This is a genomic window from Bradyrhizobium sp. 930_D9_N1_4, from assembly GCF_052076015.1.
Taxonomy (GTDB): domain Bacteria; phylum Pseudomonadota; class Alphaproteobacteria; order Rhizobiales; family Xanthobacteraceae; genus Bradyrhizobium.
Map to the genome: position 1 here is coordinate 4,121,021 of NZ_CP197236.1, position 21,990 is coordinate 4,143,010.

The 21,990-nt window shown below is 65.1% G+C and carries 24 protein-coding genes; 8 read left to right on the forward strand and 16 right to left on the reverse strand.

The window, feature by feature from the left end:
* Nucleotides 1–100: 100 nt before the first annotated feature.
* A complete protein-coding gene (locus AB7532_RS19400) occupies nucleotides 101–925 on the forward strand; it encodes a lytic murein transglycosylase (protein ID WP_441236366.1) in 825 nt (274 codons plus the stop codon).
* 73 nt (nucleotides 926–998) lie between these two features.
* On the opposite strand, the gene AB7532_RS19405 is transcribed toward AB7532_RS19400, so the two are convergent.
* Entirely contained in the window at nucleotides 999–1,325 is a 327-nt protein-coding gene (locus AB7532_RS19405; RefSeq protein WP_441236367.1) for a hypothetical protein, read from the reverse strand.
* Between the two features lie 651 nt (nucleotides 1,326–1,976).
* Here AB7532_RS19405 and AB7532_RS19410 point away from each other — a divergent pair.
* The 5 genes from AB7532_RS19410 to AB7532_RS19430 all read left to right on the forward strand — a co-directional run bounded on the left by AB7532_RS19410 (nucleotide 1,977) and on the right by AB7532_RS19430 (nucleotide 6,717).
* Entirely contained in the window at nucleotides 1,977–2,129 is a 153-nt protein-coding gene (locus AB7532_RS19410; protein WP_092028666.1) for a DUF1127 domain-containing protein, read from the forward strand.
* 126 nt (nucleotides 2,130–2,255) lie between these two features.
* Nucleotides 2,256–3,683 (forward strand): methylenetetrahydrofolate--tRNA-(uracil(54)-C(5))-methyltransferase (FADH(2)-oxidizing) TrmFO, encoded by a 1,428-nt coding sequence (gene trmFO, locus AB7532_RS19415; protein WP_441236368.1) that lies wholly within the window; start codon nucleotides 2,256–2,258, stop codon nucleotides 3,681–3,683.
* 7 nt (nucleotides 3,684–3,690) lie between these two features.
* Nucleotides 3,691–4,785, forward strand: coding sequence for a serine/threonine protein kinase (locus AB7532_RS19420; protein WP_441236369.1), 1,095 nt, complete (start codon nucleotides 3,691–3,693; stop codon nucleotides 4,783–4,785).
* Between the two features lie 92 nt (nucleotides 4,786–4,877).
* On the forward strand, nucleotides 4,878–5,462 hold the full coding sequence (locus tag AB7532_RS19425; RefSeq protein ID WP_441236370.1) for a CAP domain-containing protein: 585 nt from the start codon (nucleotides 4,878–4,880) through the stop codon (nucleotides 5,460–5,462).
* Nucleotides 5,463–5,538: 76 nt separating this feature from the next.
* The gene (locus tag AB7532_RS19430) at nucleotides 5,539–6,717 is read left to right on the forward strand and encodes an aminotransferase class V-fold PLP-dependent enzyme (RefSeq protein WP_441236371.1); all 1,179 of its coding nucleotides are present in this window, start codon (nucleotides 5,539–5,541) and stop codon (nucleotides 6,715–6,717) included.
* A gap of 17 nt (nucleotides 6,718–6,734) precedes the next feature.
* Here AB7532_RS19430 and AB7532_RS19435 read toward each other — a convergent pair whose 3' ends face one another.
* From AB7532_RS19435 to yajC, 6 genes are read right to left on the reverse strand one after another with little or no spacing between them, the layout of a single operon-like run.
* Nucleotides 6,735–7,979: a threonine ammonia-lyase gene (locus AB7532_RS19435; protein WP_441236372.1), complete on the reverse strand. Its 1,245-nt coding sequence runs from the start codon at nucleotides 7,977–7,979 to the stop codon at nucleotides 6,735–6,737.
* A gap of 46 nt (nucleotides 7,980–8,025) precedes the next feature.
* Complete coding sequence (locus AB7532_RS19440; protein WP_441236373.1) at nucleotides 8,026–8,889, reverse strand: phytoene/squalene synthase family protein; 864 nt, start codon at nucleotides 8,887–8,889, stop codon at nucleotides 8,026–8,028.
* A complete protein-coding gene (locus AB7532_RS19445; RefSeq protein WP_441236374.1) occupies nucleotides 8,886–9,269 on the reverse strand; it encodes an Mth938-like domain-containing protein in 384 nt (127 codons plus the stop codon). The genes AB7532_RS19440 and AB7532_RS19445 overlap by 4 nt, the downstream gene beginning before the upstream one ends.
* Nucleotides 9,270–9,329: 60 nt before the next feature.
* Nucleotides 9,330–10,349 (reverse strand): protein translocase subunit SecF, encoded by a 1,020-nt coding sequence (gene secF, locus AB7532_RS19450; RefSeq protein ID WP_441236375.1) that lies wholly within the window; start codon nucleotides 10,347–10,349, stop codon nucleotides 9,330–9,332.
* 10 nt (nucleotides 10,350–10,359) lie between these two features.
* On the reverse strand, nucleotides 10,360–11,964 hold the full coding sequence (gene secD, locus AB7532_RS19455) for a protein translocase subunit SecD (RefSeq protein ID WP_441236376.1): 1,605 nt from the start codon (nucleotides 11,962–11,964) through the stop codon (nucleotides 10,360–10,362).
* Between the two features lie 47 nt (nucleotides 11,965–12,011).
* Nucleotides 12,012–12,389 (reverse strand): preprotein translocase subunit YajC, encoded by a 378-nt coding sequence (yajC, locus tag AB7532_RS19460; RefSeq protein ID WP_441236377.1) that lies wholly within the window; start codon nucleotides 12,387–12,389, stop codon nucleotides 12,012–12,014.
* Between the two features lie 181 nt (nucleotides 12,390–12,570).
* Here yajC and AB7532_RS19465 point away from each other — a divergent pair, with 181 nt between their 5' ends.
* Complete coding sequence (locus AB7532_RS19465) at nucleotides 12,571–13,563, forward strand: ATP-binding protein (RefSeq protein WP_441236378.1); 993 nt, start codon at nucleotides 12,571–12,573, stop codon at nucleotides 13,561–13,563.
* 162 nt (nucleotides 13,564–13,725) lie between these two features.
* Here AB7532_RS19465 and AB7532_RS19470 read toward each other — a convergent pair whose 3' ends face one another.
* Entirely contained in the window at nucleotides 13,726–15,114 is a 1,389-nt protein-coding gene (locus tag AB7532_RS19470; protein WP_441236379.1) for a peptidoglycan DD-metalloendopeptidase family protein, read from the reverse strand.
* Between the two features lie 109 nt (nucleotides 15,115–15,223).
* On the reverse strand, nucleotides 15,224–15,874 hold the full coding sequence (locus tag AB7532_RS19475) for a protein-L-isoaspartate(D-aspartate) O-methyltransferase (RefSeq protein ID WP_441236380.1): 651 nt from the start codon (nucleotides 15,872–15,874) through the stop codon (nucleotides 15,224–15,226).
* Nucleotides 15,875–16,103: 229 nt separating this feature from the next.
* Between AB7532_RS19475 and AB7532_RS19480 the strand changes: the two genes are divergently transcribed.
* A complete protein-coding gene (locus AB7532_RS19480) occupies nucleotides 16,104–16,475 on the forward strand; it encodes a response regulator (protein WP_439368269.1) in 372 nt (123 codons plus the stop codon).
* A gap of 2 nt (nucleotides 16,476–16,477) precedes the next feature.
* On the opposite strand, the gene surE is transcribed toward AB7532_RS19480, so the two are convergent.
* From surE to scpB, 7 genes are all read right to left on the reverse strand, one after another.
* A complete protein-coding gene (gene surE, locus AB7532_RS19485) occupies nucleotides 16,478–17,245 on the reverse strand; it encodes a 5'/3'-nucleotidase SurE (protein ID WP_441236381.1) in 768 nt (255 codons plus the stop codon).
* A gap of 101 nt (nucleotides 17,246–17,346) precedes the next feature.
* Nucleotides 17,347–17,721: a hypothetical protein gene (locus tag AB7532_RS19490; protein ID WP_441236382.1), complete on the reverse strand. Its 375-nt coding sequence runs from the start codon at nucleotides 17,719–17,721 to the stop codon at nucleotides 17,347–17,349.
* A gap of 95 nt (nucleotides 17,722–17,816) precedes the next feature.
* On the reverse strand, nucleotides 17,817–19,148 hold the full coding sequence (serS, locus tag AB7532_RS19495; RefSeq protein ID WP_441236383.1) for a serine--tRNA ligase: 1,332 nt from the start codon (nucleotides 19,146–19,148) through the stop codon (nucleotides 17,817–17,819).
* 247 nt (nucleotides 19,149–19,395) lie between these two features.
* Entirely contained in the window at nucleotides 19,396–20,208 is an 813-nt protein-coding gene (gene tatC, locus AB7532_RS19500) for a twin-arginine translocase subunit TatC (protein ID WP_441236384.1), read from the reverse strand.
* Nucleotides 20,205–20,723 carry a Sec-independent protein translocase protein TatB gene (tatB, locus tag AB7532_RS19505; RefSeq protein ID WP_441236385.1) on the reverse strand — a complete coding sequence of 173 codons (519 nt, stop codon included), beginning with the start codon at nucleotides 20,721–20,723 and terminating at the stop codon, nucleotides 20,205–20,207. Before tatB ends, tatC begins: the two co-directional genes overlap by 4 nt.
* 86 nt (nucleotides 20,724–20,809) lie before the next feature.
* Nucleotides 20,810–21,046 (reverse strand): twin-arginine translocase TatA/TatE family subunit, encoded by a 237-nt coding sequence (locus AB7532_RS19510; RefSeq protein ID WP_200292034.1) that lies wholly within the window; start codon nucleotides 21,044–21,046, stop codon nucleotides 20,810–20,812.
* A 167-nt stretch (nucleotides 21,047–21,213) separates the two neighbouring features.
* Nucleotides 21,214–21,975, reverse strand: coding sequence for an SMC-Scp complex subunit ScpB (gene scpB, locus AB7532_RS19515; protein ID WP_441236386.1), 762 nt, complete (start codon nucleotides 21,973–21,975; stop codon nucleotides 21,214–21,216).
* Between the last annotated feature and the right edge of the window lie 15 nt (nucleotides 21,976–21,990).

Here is a 21,990-nt window from a genome sequence, read left to right on the forward strand (position 1 = left end):
CCGGGCGGGGTCACAAACTGTCATACGCCTTGCTTTGGCCGCGGTTACAATCGAAATTACACCCGCCGGTTAGACCGCTTCACGGAATCAATTTCATCTGATGACCCCGACGATTTCTCGTCTCGCTCTCGCAGCCTTCGCCCTCTCCGCATCCCTCCTGTCCGCCCAGCCAGTGCTCGCCGCTGTCGCCTGTGGCTCGGGCAATTTCGACGCCTGGCTTGCGGACGTCAAAACCGACGCCGCGGCCAAGGGCATCTCGCAACAGGCTATCACGGCCGGACTCGCAGGTGTGACGCTCGATGAGAGCGTGATCAAACGCGACCGCTCGCAAAAGGTCTTCACCCAGACCTTCGAGGAGTTCTCCGGCCGCATGGTGCCGCCGCGGCTGACGCGCGGCTCCAACATGATGAAGCAATACGGCTCGGTGCTCTCCCGCATCGAGCAGACCTATGGCGTGCCCGGCGAGGTGCTGGTCGCAATCTGGGGTCTCGAGACCGATTTCGGCGTCAACATTGGCAAGTTCGGCACCATCCGCTCGCTGGCGACGCTGGCCTATGATTGCCGCCGCTCCGACCAGTTTCGCGCTGAGCTTCTGGACGCGCTGCGCATCGTCCAGCGCGGCGACCTCGCACCCGCAGACATGAAGGGCGCCTGGGCCGGCGAGCTCGGCCAGACCCAGTTCATGCCGTCGTCCTGGATGAAATACGCGGTCGATTTCGACGGCAACGGCAAGCGCGACCTGCTGCACAACGCGCCCGACGTGCTCGCGTCCACCGCCAATTATCTCGCCGGCTATGGCTGGCAGAAGGGCAAGGACTGGCAGCCCGGCGCGCCGAATTTCGCGGTGCTGCAGCAGTGGAATAAGAGCGAGGTCTATTCCAAGACCGTCGCCTCGTTCGCGACCCAGCTTGCGCGCGCCCCTTAGCGCCCCCCGACGGAAACGCGTAGGGCCGATCGCCCGGCGACCGGCCCTCTCTTGGGTGCGTTTACCTACCCGTTTACTTGGCCATGGTGGCTTGCATCGCCTTGTTCAGGTGCGCGCCGCACACACCCATCTTGTTGTTGAGAAGCGCGTCCTGCGCTGCGGTGATCTCCTTCTGCGCGACGAACTTGCTGTCGCCGTCGGCCATGTTCTCGATCGCGGTTTCCGTCTTCTCCAGATTGGCCCCGCTGCAACCGCCCATCGAATGCTTGGCGGCCTGGGCCGGCGCGACGGCGAATGCGACGGCGGCAATTGCGATAACCCCGAGTAACTTCGTCATGATGTTACTTTCCTTCTCTTGTTCTTGAGACAGAACCAGCGACATTGCCGGAATCTGCAGCATGACTTTCCCCCGGGCGCGGCAACTTGCCGCAATAAATTCCTCGCGAGAATTGCGTGATGTTGCGCGCGGCGCAGAGGCGCATGCGAAATTTCTGATTTTCATTACACGCGTGTAATGAACGGCACACGTTTCGCGTGTGTGCATCGCAGCAAGGAGCTGTTCGTCCAGCTGAACTGAGTGAAATCGGTTTGTCCGGCCTAATGGCCCTGCCGTTGCACGAATCCACCAGCACCGAGCAGGCCGAATCGCGCGGCCGGCACGTTCGCAGCGACGTCCTCCTCCGCGCCATTTAATGAATTTAAATTCACTTATTTGGCTTCATCAGCATGCGATTCGCGCATGCGAGACTTGGGTATAGGAGCTGTTCAAGCGGGTTGCGGGCCACTGGAACGCAGCCTATTTGCCTCTCAAAGGGAACTGGATCACGTGCACTAAATCCGCGAATTCACGGGGGTTTATAGCAATTCATCCTCGCTTCCGCTCACACTTTGAGCGGGACTGCCCTCGGGTTAATCGTCCGTTACCAGCGCCATGCATCCAGCGCTTAGCTGCATCGCAACATCGGAACTTTCGCACCGCACCACTCTCATCTATATTCATTTCAACGATGAGGCCCGGGCAAGGGCTGAATCGAACTACAGGAGACTACACATGCTGCTCTCGCTCATCCGTATGGTTCAGGCTTTCCGCGACTATCAGCGCAATGTTGCCGAGCTGTCCCAGCTCAGCGATCGCGAACTGGCCGACATCGGCCTCGATCGCTCGGACATCCCGCGCGTTGCCGCCGGTCAGTATCAGGGCTGATATCGTTCAGCCCTTAGCCGGTCGAACCGATAACGCCCGCCTCGTGCGGGCGCTGTCGTTTTCAGCGGCAGAAAACTCGATCTCGGCGATTTCACTGACCGCCGAAAAGCGCTACCTGTCCGCCCCATGACAGGACTCTCATCCAAACTTGTACACGTCATCGGCGCCGGCCTTGCCGGTTCCGAAGCCGCCTGGCAGGTCGCCAAATCAGGCGTGCCCGTGGTGCTGCACGAGATGCGGCCGACCCGCATGACCGAGGCGCACCGGACCGACGGACTCGCCGAGCTCGTCTGCTCCAATTCGTTCCGCTCCGACGATGCCGCCAACAACGCCGTCGGCCTGCTGCATGCGGAGATGCGCCGGCTCGGTTCGCTGATCATGCGCGCGGCTGACGCCAACCAGGTGCCCGCCGGCGGCGCGCTCGCGGTCGACCGCGACGGCTTCTCCGCGGCCGTCACCAAGGCGCTGAACGACCACCCCCTGATCGAGATCGCCCGCGACGAAGTCAAAGGCCTGCCGCCGGCCGACTGGAGCAACGTCATCGTTGCGACCGGCCCCCTCACCTCTGCGCCGCTGGCCGACGCCATCCGCGAGTTGACCGACGAGAACGCCCTCGCCTTCTTCGACGCGATCGCGCCGATCGTCCACCGCGAGTCCATCGACATGTCGGTGGCCTGGTTCCAGTCGCGCTACGACAAGGTCGGCCCCGGCGGCACCGGCGCCGACTACATCAACTGCCCTATGACCAGGGAGCAGTATGACGGCTTCGTCGCCGCGCTGATCGCGGGCGAGAAGACCGAGTTCAAGGAGTGGGAGACCAACACGCCCTATTTCGACGGCTGCCTGCCGATCGAGGTGATGGCGGAGCGTGGCCCCGAGACGCTGCGCCACGGCCCGATGAAGCCGGTCGGCCTCACCAATCCGCACGATCCCACCACCAAGGCCTACGCGATCGTGCAGCTGCGCCAGGACAACAAGCTCGGCACGCTCTACAACATCGTCGGCTTCCAGACGAAATTGAAGTACGGCGAACAGCAGCGCATCTTCCGCACCATTCCCGGGCTGGAGAAGGCCGAGTTCGCCCGCCTCGGCGGCCTGCATCGCAACACCTTCCTGAATTCGCCGAAGCTGCTCGACGGCCAGCTGCGCCTGCGCGCGCAACCGCGGCTGCGCTTTGCCGGCCAGATGACGGGCTGCGAGGGCTATGTGGAATCTGCCAGCGTCGGCCTGATCGCCGGCCTTTATGCGGCAGCCGACATCCGCGGCGAGACGCTGGCGAGCCCGCCAAGCACGACGGCGCTGGGATCGCTGCTCGGCCACATCACCGGCGGCCATATCGAGACCATCGAACCCGGCACGCGCTCGTTCCAGCCGATGAACATCAATTTCGGCCTGTTCCCGCCGCTCGCAAGCGCGCCGACCAAGAAGCCCGACGGCTCGCGCCTGCGCGGCAACGAGAAGACGGTGGCCAAGAAGCAGGCGATGAGCGCGCTGGCACTCGCCGATCTCGATCGCTGGATCGCGGATCATCTGCGCATCGCTGCCGCGGCGTGAGTTTGCAATGAACCTCCCCAAAGACGACGCCGCGACCCTCTCGGCGCGCTGGACCGAGGGCGTGCTGCTCAAGCGCGACGTGTTCTCGACCGTCGAGCGCGGCCGCTTCCGTGGTGATGGCGGCGAGGTCGACGCGGTGCTGCGCCGGCTCGACGAGGTGCCGTGGTGGTCGTTCGTGCTCGCGCGGCATTTGTTCGCCCGCGAGAAGCACGCGCTGGTGCTCGCCAAGGGCCTCAATGTCGGCCCCGAGCTGCTGTGGGCCGGCCGCCGGGCGCTGGTCCGCGGCTTCGTCGACGGCGTCGCGCTGCATCTCGCCAAGCCTCATGGCGACCTCGCCTATTTCCGCTCGGCCAAGGCCGCGTTGCGTCGCTTGCGCCGCGCCGGCATCTGTCACAACGACCTCGCCAAGGAACAGAACTGGCTGGTCGGCCGCGACGGCCTGGCCTACGTGACCGACTTCCAGCTCGCGGCCTGCTTCAACCGCCGCGGCCGGCTCTACCGTACCCTTGCCTATGAAGATCTCCGGCATCTGCTCAAGCACAAGCGCTCCTACGCGCCGGAAGCGCTGACGCCGCGCGAGCGAAAGATCCTGGCCAAGAAGTCCTTCGCCGCGAGCCTGTGGCTTGCCACCGGCAAGAAGGTCTATCGCGCGATCACCCGCGGTCTGTTCAATTTCACCGACCGCGAGGGCGGCGGCCGCCGGCTCGTCAACGACGCGCCGGTGCTGGCCGAGCTGATCCGCAAGAACCCGGCCGTACGCGACACCGCGATCGTCGCCTTTGCGGACCGCCGCTCCGGCGTCGGGCTCTATGCCTTCGTCGAGGCGGATCAGGCCACGCTCGAGGACCAGCTCCGCAGCGAGCTGACCGCAGCCAAGGGCCCGAAGCCGCCGGAACACATCCAGGTGGTGCACGCACTGCCCCGCGACACGACCGGCAAGCCCCGCACCGAAATCCTGCAACTGGTCGCCATGAACCAGCTCGATTTGATCGAGCCGATGATGAAGAGCGACCAGGACCGCGCCTTCCTCAAGGACATCCTGGAGCAGCGCAAGAACCTGCGCGACCGCTTCAATTTCGAGGCGGACCTGCCGACAAGCTGACGGGCGCCTCGCCTTGAAGCGTCCACATTGGCGATAGAGAAGCGCTCGGACAGTTCGGGCTGGCGGGGATGATGAGCACTCGGGGGACTATGATGCATCGCGTGGCTGGCGGCCTGATCGCCGGCCTCCTGCTGCTGCTGGCGGCTGTGCCCGCCAGGGCGGACTCCGCCGCTGATCAGATCACAAGCTTCCGCCTCAAGCACGGCGAAGTCCGCGTCGTCCGCGATTCGACGTTGGACCGCATCGCCATGGACCAGGCGAAGGCGATGGCGGCGAAGGACGATCTCAGCCACGACGCGCTCGGCCCGTTCAACCGGCGTGTCGCACCGGCCGGCGCGGGCCGCGCCGCCGAGAACATCGCCTATGGCTACGACAATTTCGAGAAGACGCTCGGACAGTGGATCGACTCGTCCGGGCACCGCAAGAACCTGCTGCTGCACAACGCCTCCCGTGTCGGCATCGCGAGCGCCAGGACGGCCAGCGGCAAGCGCACCTATTGGGCGATGGTGATCGCCGGCGATTACGAGCCCAAAGGCAAGGACAAGGGCAAAGGCAAGAAAGACGGGGAACCGCTGGTCGCCGTGAAGCGCGAGGCCCCGCCCGCCAGCAAGCCCAAATCCGAGTCCAAGCCCAAATCCAGCAATTGCCACATCAAGCTGCTCGGTCTCTGCATCTGATCGCTGCCGGACGTCTTGTCCGTACTTCTCAACGCGTCTAATTCATGCACTGACATCGCGATAGATGGAGGCGCCGTTGATCGACATTGACCGAATCCGTGCCGACACGCCGGCGACCTCCCGGCTCACCTATCTCCACAATGCGGGCGCGGCGCTGATGCCGACGGCCGTTATCGCGGCAATGAAAGGGCACATTGATCTCGAGAGCGAGATCGGAGGTTACGCCGCCGCCGACCGCGAGTCCGATCGGCTCGATGCGGTCTACGGCTCAGTGGCACGCCTGTTGAACGCCGCGCCCGACGAGATCGCCCTGGTGGAGAACGCAACTGTCGCCTGGCAGATGGCGTTCTATTCGCTGCCATTTCGGAAAGGCGACCGCATCCTGACCGCCGAGGCGGAATACGCCGCCAACTATGTCGCCTTCCTCCAGGTCGCCAAACGCACCGGCGCGGTTATCGACGTGGTGCCGAGCGATGCCAGCGGCGAGCTCGACATCCATGCGTTGGAACGCATGATCGACGAGCGCGTCAAGCTGATCGCAATCACCTGGGTTCCGACCAATGGCGGGCTGGTCAATCCGGCCGCTGCGATCGGCAGGATCGCGCGGGCGCACCGCATTCCCTATCTGCTCGATGCCTGCCAGGCGGTCGGCCAGATGGAGGTCGACGTCGAAGCCATCGGCTGTGACATGCTGTCGGCGACGGGGCGCAAATTCCTCCGCGGCCCGCGCGGTACAGGTTTTCTGTATGTCCGCCGGCCGCTGGTGCAACAGCTCGAGCCACCCATGATCGACCATTTTGCGGCGCCCTGGGTCTCGCGGGACGCCTATCAACTCCGCGACGATGCCCGCCGCTTCGAGAACTGGGAGAACAATTACGCAGGCCGCCTTGGTCTGGGCGCCGCTGTCGACTATGCCCTCGCGATCGGCATCGGCCCGATCGCACAGCGCTGTCGCCTGCTCTCGGGCCGGCTTCGCGACGGCCTTGCCGGCATTCGCGGCGCCACCATTCGCGATCTCGGACGCGGCCCCGGCGCGATCGTCAGCTTCACGATTGAGGGGCACGAGGCGGAGGACATCGTCCGCAGCGCCGACGCGGCCGCTATCACCATCGGCGCGTCAGATCCCGCGAGCACCCGTATCGATGCCGAAATGCGTTCGCTGCCAAACGTCGTGCGGGCCTCGCCGCACTACTACAACACGGAAGCCGAGGTCGATCGGCTGATCCGCCATCTCGCGAGCTTGGCACCGCGATAGCTGGATGCGCACAGCGCTCAGGTGCAGCGCGCGCTCAGTCCGGATGCACTGAGCCTGGCCATGACCTCGTCGAGATGGGCGCTATCGCGGGTCTCGATGACGAGCTGGAGCAGCGTCGCCTTGGCCGGCAGGTCGGAGAAGGTCCGCTGATGCGAGACCTCGATGATGTTGGCGCCGGCCTCGGCCAGCAGCGACGCGACGGCGGCCAATTGCCCGGGTCTATCAGGGATATCGAGCGACAACTGCGTCAGCCGTCCCTCGCGCGCCAGCTCGCGCGTGAGGACCGATGCGATCAGCCGCGTGTCGATGTTGCCGCCGCTCAGCACCAGCCCGACCTTCTGACCGGCGAAGCGGGACGGATCGGACATCAGCGCGGCAAGGCCGGCAGCGCCGGCGCCCTCGACGACGGTCTTCTCGATCGAGATCAGGGTCGCAAGGGCACGCTCGAGTTCGGCTTCGTTGACGAGCGCGATGTCGTCGACGAGGCGGCGGACGATCTCGGTGGTGATCTTGCCCGGCGATTTTACCGCGATGCCTTCGGCCAGTGTGTCGCCGCGCGCCGGCAGGTTGCCGGCATGGATGGCATTGTACATCGAGGGATAGAGCCAGGCCTCGACGCCGAGAATCCGCAATGAGGGCTTGATCGATTTCGCGGCAATGCCGATGCCGCTGATGAGCCCCCCGCCGCCGATCGGGACGACCAGGGTGTCGAGCTCCGGCACCGCCTTCATCATTTCCAGCCCGACGGTGCCCTGCCCCGCAATCACCAGCGGATCGTCATAGGGGTGGACAAAGATCATGCCGCGCGCTTCGCCGTGGCTGCGCGCATGCGCGGCCGCCTCCTCCAGCGTCGCGCCCGTCACCACCACTTCGGCGCCGTGATGTCTGGTGTTCTCGACCTTCACCATGGGCGTGCCGACCGGCATCACGATGGTGGCGGGAATGCCGAGCCGCTTGGCGTGATAGGCAACGCCCTGCGCGTGGTTGCCCGCCGACATCGCGATGACGCCGCGCGCACGTTCCTCCGCCGTCAGCGCCGTGAGACGGTTGAGCGCGCCGCGCTCCTTGAACGAGGACGTGAACTGGAGGTTCTCGAACTTCAGCCAGATGTCGCAGCCGCAGATATTGCTCAGCGTGCGGCTGTAGCTGCAGGGCGTCTCGACGACGGCGCCGCGGATGGTGGCGGCGGCGGCATGGATGTCATCAGGCGCGACGGGAAGACCGGTGAGATCGGAGGACGTATTTTGGGACAACTCAGCCATGGGACAGCATAGAGCATTTTGGCGGTTCGAGGCGATAAGCCAGCCGCTATTTGGTAAATTCCCGGGAACGTGAAGCCCGCCACAACGTCCACAGCGTGCGCAGCCGCGACGATGGAAGCGACGTGAACGGATTGCGCCCGGGCTGCGACAGGCGCTTGAGGTCGGCCCGCGCCTGCGCGAGCGGCAGAAATGCAGGGCGCACCGACGCCGGCACCTCCGGCAGCAGCGACAAGGCCGTGGTCAGATGCTGCTGGGCTTCGGCCGCGAGCTGCGCCAGCACGGCACGCAAGGCCGGCGTCTCCTTGCCGGCGAACATGTCCTCCATCTCGCAGCCATGGCTCGCCAGCACCTGCTGCGGCAGGAACAGCTGCCGGTGCGCGGCATCGCGCGGCAGGTTGGCGATCGCTTGCACGATGCCCTGCGCCAAACCGGCATGCCTTGCGAGATGCTCGACGGCATCCGACGGCGGCGCCATGACCCGGGCGGCCAGAGCGAACAACGCCGACGACGTCGCGGCCAGATAGCCCTCCAGCGACGTCATCGTCGGCATCGGATCGTTGTAGAGGTCGAACTGGTGCTCATCGACCAGCAGCGACAGCGGCTCGACCGGCAGGCCGTAGTCGCGGATCGCGCGCAGCAGCTCTGCCGCCACCGGATTGCCCTCGGCGCTGCCATGGACGAGGCCCGAGAGCAGATCGGTCCACCATTGAAAGCGGATCTCGCCCGGCAAGGGCTGGCTGACCTGGTCGCGGACGCGGACGATCTCGACATTGAAGGCATAGAGCGCCAGCAGCGCGCGACGCTCGGCGGCCGGCGCGAACAGGGTCGCCGCATAGCGCGGAAAATCATGGCTGCGGACCAGATCGGCGCAGAACGCCACGGTGTCGGGCGGCGGCGCGGCGCTGCTCATGGCACGGCGATCAGCGCTGCCGCCACGCGCCGCCGCTCGCCGATCATGATGTTGTAGGTGCGCACGGCCGGACCGGTCTGCATCGTATCCAGCACCACCCTTGCTGCCTTGAGCGCCTGGCGCAGCTGCGGTGGCGGCAGCCAGAGCCCGGTTCCGGTGCCGATCAGCAGCGTGTCGATGCCGTTGGCGGCCGTGAACACCCGGTCGAGCGAATAGCGGTCGATCTTGCTGGGGTCCGTCACGTCCCAGGCCCAGATCGCGTCGGGCAGGCACAGCAGCGATCCCCGGTGCGACATGCCGGCAAAGGCGAATCCGCCCTTTCCATAGGCCTCGATCGGCGCTGAGCGCGGGAAATGCGGTGCGTTGGGATCGCCGGCCATCAGCTTCGTCCGAATGGGCTTACTGCCCTCGCAAACGCGTGCGAGAGCCTGCGGTTCGGATCATGCTTTGCTTTTCTTCGCCGGCGGAGCCTCTTCCTTCGCATCTTCGCGATGCTCGCCGACGCCGAGATAGATCAGGATCGGGGCCGCGATGAAGATCGAGGTGTAGGTGCCGACCAGCACCACGCCGAACATCATCACCGCGGTGAAGCTGTGGATGGCATGGCCGCCGAACAGCAACAGCGCGAGCAGCGCCAGCGTCACCGTGAAGTGGGTGATGATCGAGCGCGACAGCGTCGAGTTGATGGACTCGTTGAGCAGCTGCGGCATCGGCATCTTCTTGTAGCGCCGCAGCATTTCGCGGATACGGTCGTAGATGACGACGGTGTCGTTCAGCGAGTAGCCCAGAATGGTCAGCAGCGCGGCGATGCTGGTCAGGTCGAAATCGACCTGGCTGATCGACATGAAGCCGATCGTCAGCACGATGTCGTGCACGTTGGCGATCATGGCGCCGAGCGCGAACTGCCACTCGAAGCGGAACCAGAGATAGATCAGGATCGAGACGATCGCGAGCATCAGGCCGAGCATGCCGTACGCGAGCAGCTCTCCGGCGACGCGCGGGCCCAGCACCTCGGCGCGCTGAATGTCGACGCTGTCGCCAAGCGCGCTACGAAGCTTCTGCACGGCGGCCTGCTGCGCGGCGTCGCCGCCCGGCTGCTCCGCAACGCGGATCAGAACGTTCTCGGGGCCGCCGAACTGCTGCAACTGGACTTCGCCCAGACCCAGGGCGTCGAGCGAGGTGCGCATCGCCGAGATGTCGGCGGCGCCGGACTTTACCTTGACCTCCAGCAGCGTGCCGCCCTTGAAGTCGATACCGAGGTTCAACCCGTGGGTGAAGAACAGCGTGATGGCGACGATCGACAGCACAGCCGAGATCGGGAAGCTGATGCGGCGGAAGCGCGTGAAGTCGAAATGCGTCTCGTCCGGGACGATGCGCAGCGAAGGTAGCCAGCCAAAGGCTGCGACCACGGTGAGAATGGCGATGAGGACGCCGAGCCCGATGAGAACGGTCTGAGTCACGATCAGGCTCCTAGATCGGCACGCTCTGCGGCCGCTTCCACCGCACCCACCAGGCGACGATCAGCCGGGTCATGGTGAAGGCGGTGAACACCGTGGTGATGATGCCGATCCCGAGCGTCACGGCAAAGCCGCGCACCGGGCCGGTGCCGATGTAGAACAGCACCGCGGCGGCAATGAAGGTGGTGATGTTGGAATCGAGGATGGTCGCGAGCGCCCGCTTGAAGCCGGCGTCGATCGCCGAGATCGCATTGCGGCCGCCGCGCAATTCCTCGCGGATGCGCTCGTAGATCAGCACGTTGGAATCGACCGCGATGCCGACGGTGAGCACGATGCCGGCGATGCCGGGCAACGTCAGCGTGGCGTTGAGCAGCGACAGCAGGCCGAAGATCATGGCGACGTTGATGGCCACCGCGATGTTGGCGAACACGCCAAACAGCCGATAGGTCAACAGCATGAAGATCACGACGAGGATCGAGCCGACATAGGCCGCAAGCTCGCCCTTCTCGATCGAGTCCTGGCCGAGACCCGGACCGACGGTACGCTCCTCAACCACGGTCAACGGCGCCGGCAGCGCGCCGGCGCGCATCAGGATCGCGAGATCGTTGGCGGACTGGACCGTGAAGCTGCCCGAGATCTGTCCCTGCCCGCCCGTGATGGGCTCGTTGATCCTGGGCGCAGAAATCACCTTGTTGTCGAGCACGATCGCGAAGGGCAGCCCGACATTCTCTTGCGTGGCCTGCGCGAATTTGCGCGCGCCCGACGTATTGAACTTGAAGCTGACGACCGGCTCACTCGTACGCTGGTCGAAGGTTGCCTGCGCATCGATCAGATCGCCACCGGCAACCAACACCTGTTTCTTGACCACGTAGGGCGTCGGCGGCGGCGACGCGCTCATCAGCAGCTCGGATTCCGGCGGCAATCTGCCCTGTTGCGCCTGGTCCGGCGACACGGTCGTGTCGACCATGCGGAATTCCATCTTCGCGGTCTCGCCGAGCAGCTTCTTCAGGCGCGTCGGATCCTGAAGGCCCGGGACCTGCACGAGGATGCGGTCGTTGCCCTGGCGCTGGATCACGGGCTCGACGGTGCCAAGCTCGTTGACGCGGCGCTCGACGATCTGGATCGACTGCTCGATGGTCTTGCGCATGCGGTCGAGCATCGCGGCTTGCGGGACGGCCAGGCGGATCAGGCCGCCACCGGCATCGGTCACCTCGAGGTCGCGCTGACCGCTCGATCCCATCAGACCGCCCAGCGGCTGGGACAGCTCGCGCAGCTTGGCGAGCGCCGGCTGCCAATCGGCTTCCTTGGTGATGCGAACCTCGGCCGCGTCGTTACGCACGGTGACGCCGCCCGTGAAGCCGATCTTGGCATCGCGCAGCGTCCGACGAACGTCGTCGCGAACCTGATCGAGCCGCTCCTTCTTCACATAGGCGGAATCGACCTCAAGCAGCAGATAGGAGCCGCCCTGGAGATCGAGGCCGAGCACGAGCCGGCGCTGCGCCCAGGCGGGCCAGGTCTTGACCTGCGACTCCGGGAAGAAGTTCGGGACCGCGCAGAGGCACACGATCAGCGCCGTCAGGATAATCCCGAGCGCCTTCCACCGCGTGAAATACAACATCGACTGGACCTGTCAGATCGGGAGACTTGAGATGCTCGCGGAAGAGCTCACTTCGACGCGGCGTCGTCCTTGGCGGCTTCCTTGGCGCTATCCTTGGATTCCTTGGCCGGCTCGCCCTTGGCGCGCACGCCGGAAACCATCGAGCGCATCTGCCGCACGCGCACACCGTCGGCAATCTCGAACTCGATCTGGTCGTCGTCGACCACCTTGGTGACCTTGCCGACGAGGCCGCCCGAGGTCACCACGGTGTCGCCGCGGCGGATGTTCTTCACGAGATCGGCGTGGTCGCGGACCTTCTTCTGCTGCGGACGCAGAATCAGGAAGTACATGATCACGAAGATCAGGGCGAACGGCAGCAGCGACATCAACATGCTGTTGGTGTCGCCGGCGCCCGCGGCCTGGGCATACGCAGGAGTAATGAACATTCGGACGATCCTCGTGGAAACGGGGGAAGACCGGTCAGGCCCTCAAAGGCGACCGGTTCGGTCAAATTCGCGCGGACTATAGCGGCCATTGCCCCAATTGCAACGCTGCCAGACCGGCGATTTGGCCACCTTGCGGCGCGCCCTCAGGCCCGATAAGGCTGCGTTCTCAGGAACTTCGGACATGCCCCAAAAACCAAGCAAAAGCCCGGCCGGCAAAGGCCCCCGCACCCCTGCCAGGAAGGCCGCCCGCGTCGCGGCAAAACGCCCCACGGCGACCGTCAAGGCAGCCCTCAAGACATCCCCGGATCTCTCCCAGGAGCGCATCGTCCGCGCGCTGGAGACCATTGCGGCGCATCTTGCCGCCCAGGGCAAGCCGGCTGCCGAACGCGAATCGTTCAAGCAGGCGGACGCCTATGTCTGGCATCCGGACGGACGCCTCGCTGCGGTGCCGCGGGTCAGCCGCGTCGAGCTGTTCCTGCTCAAGGGGGTCGACCGGATGCGCGACATCCTGATGGAGAATACCGAGCGCTTCGCAGGCGGCCTGCCCGCCAACAACGCCCTGCTCTGGGGCGCACGCGGCATGGGCAAGTCGTCACTGGTGAAGGCCGCGCATGCCAGCATCAACGCGGACCGCAAGCCCGCCGACAAGCTCAAGCTCATCGAGATCCACCGCGAGGATATCGAAACGCTGCCGATGCTGATGGAGAAGCTCCGCGACTCCAGCTTCCGCTTCATCGTGTTCATCGACGATCTCTCCTTCGACGGCAATGATGCGTCCTACAAGTCGCTCAAGGCCGTGCTCGAAGGTGGCATCGAAGGCCGGCCCGAGAACGTCATTCTCTACGCCACTTCCAACCGCCGCCATCTGCTGGCGCGCGAGATGATCGAGAACGAGCGCTCGACCGCGATCAATCCCGGCGAGGCCGTTGAGGAGAAGGTGTCGCTGTCGGATCGCTTCGGCCTCTGGCTCGGCTTCCATCGCTGCAGCCAGGACGAATATCTCGCCATGGTGCGCGGCTATTGCAGCCATTTCGGCATTGAGGTCGACGACGAGGCGCTCGAGCGCGAGGCCCTGGAATGGTCGACCACACGCGGCTCCCGCTCGGGCCGCGTCGCCTGGCAGTTCGTGCAGGAGCTGGCCGGACGGCTGGGTGTGAAGCTGACGGGGAAGTAGTTAGTCGGAATTTATCGCCCAGCACACCGCTGTCATTCCCCGCGCAGCGGGGAATCCAGTACGCCACGGCCTGTCGGCTCAAGCACACCGGCCTCTGGAATACTGGATCGCCCGCTTTCGCGGGCGATGACACCGTTCGTATGACGAGAGCCCGACGAGGCCTCACGCCCCGTTCAAAAATTGAAGCGGGTCAACCGGGCTCGATCCCTTGCGGATCTCGAAGTGAAGCTGCGGCGACGCCACCTCCCCGGATTGACCCGACTTGGCAATGACCTGACCGCGCTTGATGGTATCTCCGCGCTTCACCATCAGCTCACTCGCATGGGCATATGCGGTGACGTAGCCGTTGGAGTGCCGAACCAGGACCAGATTGCCGTAACCCTTCAGCTCGTTGCCGGAATAGGCGACGACACCGTCTTCAGCCGCCTTGACCGGCGTCCCCTCGGGCACCGCGAGATTGATGCCGTCATTGGACTTGCCGTTGGTCTTGGCGCCGTAGCTCGTGACCACCTTGCCGCGGACCGGCCAGCGGAAGGTCGGGAGCGCGCTGGTGGTCTCGGCAGCTTTCGCCGGAGCCTCAGCAACTGGCTTCTCTTCGACATTGGTCGTGGCCTGGGCGAGGCGCGCGCTTTGCGCGGGCGCAGCGACAGCGGCCATCTTGGTGGCGGGTGCGGGAGCAGCAGCAACGGGCTGGAGTGTCCCGGCAACAGGAGCCGCCCCAACCGGGGCCGCCAAGGCGGCGGTCTTGGAACCGGGCACGGTCAACTTGGTGCCGAGCTTGAGTTTTGCAGACGGATCGAGGCCGTTGGCACGAGCCAGCTCAGTCGACGAAATGTGGTTCTTGCGCGCGATGCTGGCAAGCGTATCGCCGCGATTGACGAAGTGCATGCTCGACGGCGCAGCCATGACGGCAACCGGCCGAGCAGGCGCCATCGCGGGAGCCGCTGCGACGGGAGCCATCAAAGGCGCAGGCGCTGCGGCCGTCGCCGGATGCGGGATGATCAGCTGCTGACCGGGCGAAAGCGCGCGCGGCCCCTTGTAGCCATTGGCCGCCATGATCGCCTGCGGCGTGACGCGATAGCGCTTGGCGAGCACATCGAGCGTGTCGCTGGTGCCGACGATGATCTTGGTCCCGCCGGCCGGCTGGGCAGCCGCGACCGAGCGCGGCGGCACGGTCGCCGTGGTTTCGAGATGCGGCTGCGACGGGGGCGCGTAAGAGCTGACGCCGCGGCCGCCTCCGGACACACCGCCACCACCCGCAACCGGATAGGATTGCGGCGCGGACACCGCCGGTGGCGGCAAGGGTTGAGACTGATAATAGCCGGACTGCGTCTGCGGCCGCGAATATTGCGGCAGCTCACGCGGCTGCTGCGGCGGCGGTGCCTGCTGCACCGAGCCGGTCTGATCAGACGCGAAGGGGTTGGAGAAGTTCGACTGGGACATGCGCGACGACATGTCGGCGCTGCATCCCGCGAAGCTGAAGGAGATCAGCGCCAAGACCGCAACCTGCGGCACGCGGCGCGAGTTAAGCAACTCGGCGACAACAGACATGGTTACTCACTCGTACGCAACTGAACTGATGTTTTAAGTAAACACGTCGCGAGTAAATAACGGCTTAACCCTCCCAATAAGATGTTGGCAGCACAGCCGATCCGGAATTCTACAGCTCCCGCGCCACCCCGGGCAGTGCCGGCACGAAGCGGACCTCGACGAGTTCCTTGCGCTCGATCCCGGCCTCGGTCCGGCTGAGGCGGACCAGGGTCTGTACGCCCTGATGCGGGCCGACGGGGGCGATCAGGATGCCGCCGACCTCCAGCCGTTCGACCAGGTTCTCGGGAAGCTGCTCCACCGCGGCGGTGACGATGATGCGGTCGAACGGGCCGATATTGGCCGGCAGGTTCAGGCCGTCGCCCAGCATCACCTCGACATTGTGATAGCCGAGCTTCTCGATCCTCGTGCGCGCGGTGTCCGCCAGCTTGCGGTAACGCTCGACCGTCAGCACCTGCCCCGCGAGCCGCGACAGCACCGCCGCCTGATAGCCGGAGCCGGCGCCGATCTCGAGCACGCGATGCTTCTTCTGGAGCTGGAGCTGCTCTGTCATATAGGCGACAACAAAGGGCTGGCTGATGGTCTGCCCGCACGCGATCGGCAGCGCGCTATCGCGATAGGCGGCGTCACGATCCGGCTCGTCCACGAACTGGTCGCGCGGCACCTCCTCCATGGTCCGCAGCACCGCCTGGTCGCTGATGCCCCGGCGTCTCAGCGTGAGCTGAAACATCATCTTTTCCGGCGGGTGCTGATGGGAGGTCATGGCTGCTCGTGTCGTCTCGTCATATGCCCGTATCGCAAAGTCCAGAGGCAGGAATCTTGTTCCTGCTCAGGAACCCATGATAGCCTCTGGACGCGGTACTTGACCACAAATTGGCTTGAAGCGGACTGACGCAGAGGCCATTTTCAGTCATCCGTTCGCCGAAACGCGCATTGCGTCGATTCGCGTTATCTGCGAACGTTTTCCGCAAATGGGCAAGGACTCACCGACAATGACCGCGACCGGGCTTTCGGGCCGCTCTGTATTCCTCGTCGAAGACGAGGTGATGATCAGGATGATGGTCGCCGACATGCTCGAAGAGCTCGGCTACAAGGTCGCAGCCGAAGCCGGCGACATCAACGAGGCGATGCGGCTCGCCCAGGCGACCGAGTTCGACATCGCCATCCTCGACGTCAACGTCAACGGCAAGGTCATCTCGCCGGTCGCCGACGTCATCAAGGCGAAGGGCTGCCCGTTCATCTTCGCCACCGGCTACGGCTCCTCCGGCCTGCCCGAACAATATCGCGACCGGCCGGCGCTTCAGAAGCCGTTCCAGCTCGACGCGCTCGGCAAGACCATCGAAGCGGCGCTGCGCGGCGGCTAGCTTTATTTCAGCGTCGCGCTCAGCGCTTCCGAAAACGCCTCGTTGGTGCGGTCGAGCCGGAGCGGCGTGACCGAAACGTAGCGCTCGCGCAGCGCCGCCAGATCGGTGCCCTCCGCGGGCGTGTCCATCATCGCCGCGCGCTCGAAGCCGATCCAGAAATAGGGATTGTTGCGGCCGTCCCGGCGTTCGTCGATCCTGAGGAAGCCGAGATTGCGCTTGCCCTGCCGCGTGACGCGGATGCCTTGTACATCCTCCGGCGCGCAGGCCGGGAAGTTGACGTTGATGACGGTGTCCTTCGGGATCCCGGCCTTGATCACCTTGCGCAGGATGTCGGGCCCGAACTTGCGCGCGGTGTCCCACAGCGGCCGGTCGCGGGTCTCGATGCTGAACTCCTGCGACAGCGCGAACGACGGCAGGCCCAGAATGGTGCCTTCCAGCGCCCCGGCGATGGTGCCGGAATAGACCACGTCCTCGGCGACGTTGCGGCCCTTGTTGACGCCCGACAGAACGAGATCCGGCGGCTTGGTGCCGAGGATATGCCGCGCGCCCATGATGACGCAGTCGGTCGGCGTGCCGCGCACGGCGAAGTGCCGCTCGCCGACTTCGCGCAGGCGCAAGGGATCGTTCAACGACAGCGAGTGCGACACGCCGGACTGGTCGAGCTCGGGTGCAACCACCCAGACGTCGTCCGACAGCGCCTTGGCGATCTCCTCCACGACCTTGAGGCCGGGAGCGTGGATGCCGTCGTCGTTGGTGCAGAGAATGCGCATGCGAAAGGTCGATTCCTGGAAGCGGGTCTGAGCCGTCTTATCCGGCCGGGGCCGTTCAGGCAAACCGGGCGATTTACCCGCGGCCACCGGCTTGGCCCCGTTTATCTCCGAACACGCCATTGCGGCAGGAAGCGCGCGAGCCGGCCCTCCGCACGCAATTGCATCGCCGGCACGACCGGGCTTACGACGGGAGCCTCGATCACGCCGAGCGCCTGCAGCTGCGCCACGATCGGATCCGACTCCGGCGCCTCGAACGGCATATTGGGAAAGCGTTCGCGCGCCACCGTCAGCGCGCTGTCGAAATCCGCAGCATTCACGCCGGGCTTCGCGCGCCGGCTCCGGACGTAATCGTCGTCCCAGAGCCGCGCGATCGCGATGTCGAGCACGCCGCGCAGCCGCTGGTCGACCGCCTGGATGCCGGCACCCGTCACCGCCCATTGTCGGCCGACCCAGAAGATGTCGCGGTGCAAGGCCATGAACGGTCGGTTCGCGTTGTCGGGTGGCCGGCAGGATAACCGGCCGCCCGATCTTCGCAACCAAACGTTTCTGCGTTTCAGTCGAGCAACACGCTTTACTCGCGCGTGACCACCTTCAGCCCGCCCATATAGGGCTGGAGCACGTCGGGGACCGCGATCGAGCCGTCCTCCTGCTGATAGGTCTCCATCACGGCGATCAGCGCGCGGCCGACTGCGGTACCGGAGCCGTTCAGCGTGTGCACGAAGCGCGGCTTGCCGTCCGGCCCACGCGAGCGCGCATCCATGCGACGTGCCTGGAAGTCGCCGCAGACCGAGCAGCTCGAGATCTCACGGAACATGCCGCCATCGCCCTGCCCGGGCATCCAGACCTCGATGTCATAGGTTTTTTGCGACGAAAAACCCATATCCCCTGCGCAGAGCGTCATCACGCGGTAGTGCAGGTCCAGCTTCCGGAGCACCTGCTCGGCGCAGGACAGCATCCGCTCCAGCTCGTCCTTGCTGGTCTCGGGCGTCGTGATCGAGACCAGCTCGACCTTGGTGAACTGGTGCTGGCGGATCATGCCGCGGGTGTCGCGGCCCGCAGCACCCGCCTCCGCCCGGAAGCACGGCGTCAGCGCGGTGAGGCGCATCGGCAATTGCTTCTCGTCGAGAATGGATTCGCGCGCGAGGTTGGTGAGCGAAACTTCCGCGGTCGGGATGAGACCGAGGCGCTCGGTCTTCAGCCGCTCGAGATCGGGGGCAGCAAGAAGCTCGCCGCTGATCGCCCAGAACTGGTCATCCTCGAATTTCGGCAATTGCCCGGTGCCGAACATCACCTCGTTGCGCACGAGGAGCGGCGGATTGATTTCGGTGTAGCCGTGCTCGGTCGTGTGCAGGTCGAGCATGAACTGGCCGATCGCGCGCTCGAGCCGCGCCAGTCCCTTCTTCAGCACGACGAAGCGCGCGCCGGAGAGTTTTGCCGCCGCCTCGAAATCCATGTAGCCGAGCGCGGTGCCGAGATCGTCATGCAGCTTCGGCGCAAAGCTGTAATTGCGCTTGTTGCCGAACACATGGTGCTGGACGTTGCCGTGCTCGTCGACGCCATCGGGCACTTCGTCGAACGGAATGTTCGGGATTGCGGACAGCTCTTTCGTCAGTTCCTCATCGGCCGACTTCGCGGTGGCTTCGAGCTCCGGCATCGTGGTCTTGAGCTCGGCGACCTCGGCCATCAGCTTGGCGGCACGCGCGTCGTCCTTCGCCTTCTTTGCGTCGCCGATTTCCTTGGAGGCCGCGTTGCGCCGCGCCTGCGCCTGCTCGGACGCCAGGATCGCCGCGCGCCGCCTCTCGTCGATCGCGAGCAGCGATGCCGACAGCGGCTTGAGGCCACGCCGTGCGAGGCCGGCGTCGAAGGCTTGCGGATTGTCGCGGATCGATTTGATGTCGTGCATGGGCGTGGTCCTGAGGCTTGTTGCAAACTTGCAAATCAGGATTTGCATTTGTGCAAATGGCTGTTCCCCCTAGCACAGCTGTCATCGCCCGCGAAAGCGGGCGATCCAGTATTCCAGAGACGCCAGTGATTCTCCGAGGGGCCGCGGCGTACTGGATTCCCCGCTCCAGTGCGCAATTGCGCACAAGGCGGGGAATGACACCGGTGAGGCGGCGCCCTACTCCGAATGACACCGGTGAGGCGGCGCCCTACTCCGCCGGATTGGCCGGCGTCGACACGTCGGTGCCAGTGGGGGCCTGCGCGGCTGCGGCCTTCTTCTCCACGATCCCGACCGCGATGATCGAGCCCTCGTAGAGCAACAGCAAGGGGATCGCGAGCGAGCACTGGCTCAGCACGTCGGGCGGCGTCAGCACGGCCGCGATGACGAAGGCGATGACGATGAAATAGCGGCGCTTCTCGCGCAGCATTTTGGCCGAGACGATGCCGATCCGGCCCAGCAGCGTCAGGATCACCGGGAGCTGGAAGGCGATGCCGAAGGCGAAGATCAGCGACATCATCAGCGACAAATATTCGCCGACCTTGGGCAAGAGCTGGATCTGTGCGGTCTCGTCGCTACCGGCCTGCTGCATGCCGAGCGAGAAGCGGACCAGCATCGGCAACACGACGAAATAGACCAGCGCTGCGCCCAGCACGAAGAAGAACGGTGTCGCGACCAGATAGGGTACGAAGGCGTTCTTCTCGTGCTTGTAGAGGCCCGGCGCGACGAACTTGTAGATCTGGGTCGCCACGATCGGGAACGAGATAAAGCCGGCGCCGAACAGCGCGAGCTTGAGCTGGGTGATGAAATATTCCAGCAGCGCCGTGTAGATGAATTTGGAATTCTCGGGACCCGCAACCCACACGAACGGCCAGACCAGCACGTTGTAGATCTGCTTGGCGAAGAAGAAGCACAGGATGAAGGCCACGCCGAAGCCGAGCAGCGCCTTGATCAGGCGCGAGCGCAGCTCGATCAGATGGTCCATCAGCGGGGCCTTGCTGGCCTCGATATCGGCGTCGCTCATGACGCTTTGGCGTCCTTGATCGCTTCGGATGGCGCGGTGTCCTGAGCCACCGCGGTCTCGGCAATTTGCGCCTGCTCGACCTCACGGGTGATGGCGAGCGGCTCGTTCACGGCCGCATGCGCCTCGGCCTCCACGAAGGTCTCGGGCGTCGGCGCTTCCGGTGTCGTCGGTGCCACCGGCGGTTCGACGGCGGTGGTCGTGGTCGTCTCGGCCGGCTTGTCCAGCGCATCGACGCGGAGTGCGTCGCTGACGTCCTTCTGGAGCGAGGTCATCAGATTGTTGCCGGCAAAACCGGACGCTGCTTCCTTGACCTCGTCGAAGCTCTTCTTGAGGTCGGCCATCTCGGCCTCGCGCATGGCTTCCTGGAACTGGCCCTGGAATTCAGAGGCCATCTTGCGGGCCTTGCCCATCCACTGCCCGACCATGCGCAGCACGCCCGGCAACTCTTTCGGGCCGATGGCAACCAGGGCCACGACCCCGATCAGGACCAGTTCACTCCACCCGATGTCGAACATGAGGTCTTCCGTTCACGCCAGCCGCAACCGGCCCAATCCCTTGCGCGCAGGATCGGGGCCGCTACCCGCGTCTCGCGTACTCTTGCTCAGACGGCCTTGCTGCCGACGTCGGACCGGGCCGCAGTCGGTGCGGCGTTGTTATGCTCGATGGACTTCGAAGGCTCGGGCTTGTCGGCGACCTTGTCGTCGTCCTGCATGCCCTTCTTGAACGCCTTGATGCCCTGCGCCACGTCGCCCATCAGATCCGAAATCTTGCCGCGGCCGAACAGCAGCAGGACGACTGCGATCACCAGGATCCAGTGCCAAATGCTAAGCGAACCCATCCTGCAACCCTCCAAACACGCTTGGCCGGGGACCCGGCCGATCTTCCCCGAAACCTAGGCGCGGCAGGCCTCAAAAACAAGGACCAAGGCAGCGCCAATTCGCTGTTGGCGCTACGTAATCTTGCTAGTGTTAACTGGTCGCAGGCAGCCCATACCAGGCCGGGACGTCAGTCCTCGCTGCCGCCCTCGCGGCCCTCATTGCCGCCGTCCGGCGCCTCTTCCGGCGTCTCGGGCTCGACCGCGGGCGCCAGCGCCAGATCGAGGTCCTCGCCAGGTTCCAGCGGATCCTCGTCTTCGCGCAGCTGCGGGTCGTCCGACGGCGTCGGCACGCTGAATCCGGTCGGCAGGCGCGAATCCAGCAGGCCCGTGCCCTTCAGCTCTTCCAGACCCGGCAGGTCGCCAAGCTGTTCCAGCGTGAACTGCGACAGGAAGTCCTCGGTGGTTCCGAAGGTCAGCGGGCGGCCGGGTGTCTTGCGACGGCCACGCGGCTTGATCCAGCCGGTCTCCAGCAGCACGTCGAGCGTGCCCTTCGAGGTGACGACGCCACGGATCTCCTCGATCTCGGCCCGCGTCACCGGCTGGTGATAGGCGATGATCGCCAGCACCTCGATCGCGGCGCGCGACAGGCGGCGGGTCTCGTGGCTTTCGCGCGTCATCAGCCAGGCGAGATCGCCGGCGGTACGGAAGGTCCATTTGTTGGCGACGCGCACGAGATTCACACCGCGCAGCGAATAGTCGGCCTGGAGCTGCTCCAGCGCGGCCTTGACGTCGACACCATCAGGCATGCGCTTGGCGAGCGTCGCGGTATCCAGCGGTTCATTCGAGGCAAACAGCAGCGCTTCCAGCAGCCGCAATTCCTCGGGACGTGCCTGGGACTCGTTCTCCATCGGCTCGGCCTCTTCTACCCGCACTTCAGCCAGGCTTGCCATGGCAGATTCTCCTTG

Bases quoted from the DNA above. Each gene is read 5' to 3' on its own strand.
- AB7532_RS19400 (WP_441236366.1), top strand. From the start codon at position 101: ATGACCCCGACGATTTCTCGTCTCGCTCTCGCAGCCTTCGCCCTCTCC.
- AB7532_RS19405 (WP_441236367.1), bottom strand. From the start codon at position 1,325: ATGCTGCAGATTCCGGCAATGTCGCTGGTTCTGTCTCAAGAACAAGAG.
- AB7532_RS19410 (WP_092028666.1), top strand. From the start codon at position 1,977: ATGCTGCTCTCGCTCATCCGTATGGTTCAGGCTTTCCGCGACTATCAG.
- trmFO (WP_441236368.1), top strand. From the start codon at position 2,256: ATGACAGGACTCTCATCCAAACTTGTACACGTCATCGGCGCCGGCCTT.
- AB7532_RS19420 (WP_441236369.1), top strand. From the start codon at position 3,691: ATGAACCTCCCCAAAGACGACGCCGCGACCCTCTCGGCGCGCTGGACC.
- AB7532_RS19425 (WP_441236370.1), top strand. From the start codon at position 4,878: ATGCATCGCGTGGCTGGCGGCCTGATCGCCGGCCTCCTGCTGCTGCTG.
- AB7532_RS19435 (WP_441236372.1), bottom strand. From the start codon at position 7,979: ATGGCTGAGTTGTCCCAAAATACGTCCTCCGATCTCACCGGTCTTCCC.
- AB7532_RS19440 (WP_441236373.1), bottom strand. From the start codon at position 8,889: ATGAGCAGCGCCGCGCCGCCGCCCGACACCGTGGCGTTCTGCGCCGAT.
- AB7532_RS19445 (WP_441236374.1), bottom strand. From the start codon at position 9,269: ATGGCCGGCGATCCCAACGCACCGCATTTCCCGCGCTCAGCGCCGATC.
- secD (WP_441236376.1), bottom strand. From the start codon at position 11,964: ATGTTGTATTTCACGCGGTGGAAGGCGCTCGGGATTATCCTGACGGCG.
- yajC (WP_441236377.1), bottom strand. From the start codon at position 12,389: ATGTTCATTACTCCTGCGTATGCCCAGGCCGCGGGCGCCGGCGACACC.
- AB7532_RS19465 (WP_441236378.1), top strand. From the start codon at position 12,571: ATGCCCCAAAAACCAAGCAAAAGCCCGGCCGGCAAAGGCCCCCGCACC.
- AB7532_RS19470 (WP_441236379.1), bottom strand. From the start codon at position 15,114: ATGTCTGTTGTCGCCGAGTTGCTTAACTCGCGCCGCGTGCCGCAGGTT.
- AB7532_RS19475 (WP_441236380.1), bottom strand. From the start codon at position 15,874: ATGACCTCCCATCAGCACCCGCCGGAAAAGATGATGTTTCAGCTCACG.
- AB7532_RS19480 (WP_439368269.1), top strand. From the start codon at position 16,104: ATGACCGCGACCGGGCTTTCGGGCCGCTCTGTATTCCTCGTCGAAGAC.
- surE (WP_441236381.1), bottom strand. From the start codon at position 17,245: ATGCGCATTCTCTGCACCAACGACGACGGCATCCACGCTCCCGGCCTC.
- AB7532_RS19490 (WP_441236382.1), bottom strand. From the start codon at position 17,721: ATGGCCTTGCACCGCGACATCTTCTGGGTCGGCCGACAATGGGCGGTG.
- serS (WP_441236383.1), bottom strand. From the start codon at position 19,148: ATGCACGACATCAAATCGATCCGCGACAATCCGCAAGCCTTCGACGCC.
- tatC (WP_441236384.1), bottom strand. From the start codon at position 20,208: ATGAGCGACGCCGATATCGAGGCCAGCAAGGCCCCGCTGATGGACCAT.
- tatB (WP_441236385.1), bottom strand. From the start codon at position 20,723: ATGTTCGACATCGGGTGGAGTGAACTGGTCCTGATCGGGGTCGTGGCC.
- AB7532_RS19510 (WP_200292034.1), bottom strand. From the start codon at position 21,046: ATGGGTTCGCTTAGCATTTGGCACTGGATCCTGGTGATCGCAGTCGTC.
- scpB (WP_441236386.1), bottom strand. From the start codon at position 21,975: ATGGCAAGCCTGGCTGAAGTGCGGGTAGAAGAGGCCGAGCCGATGGAG.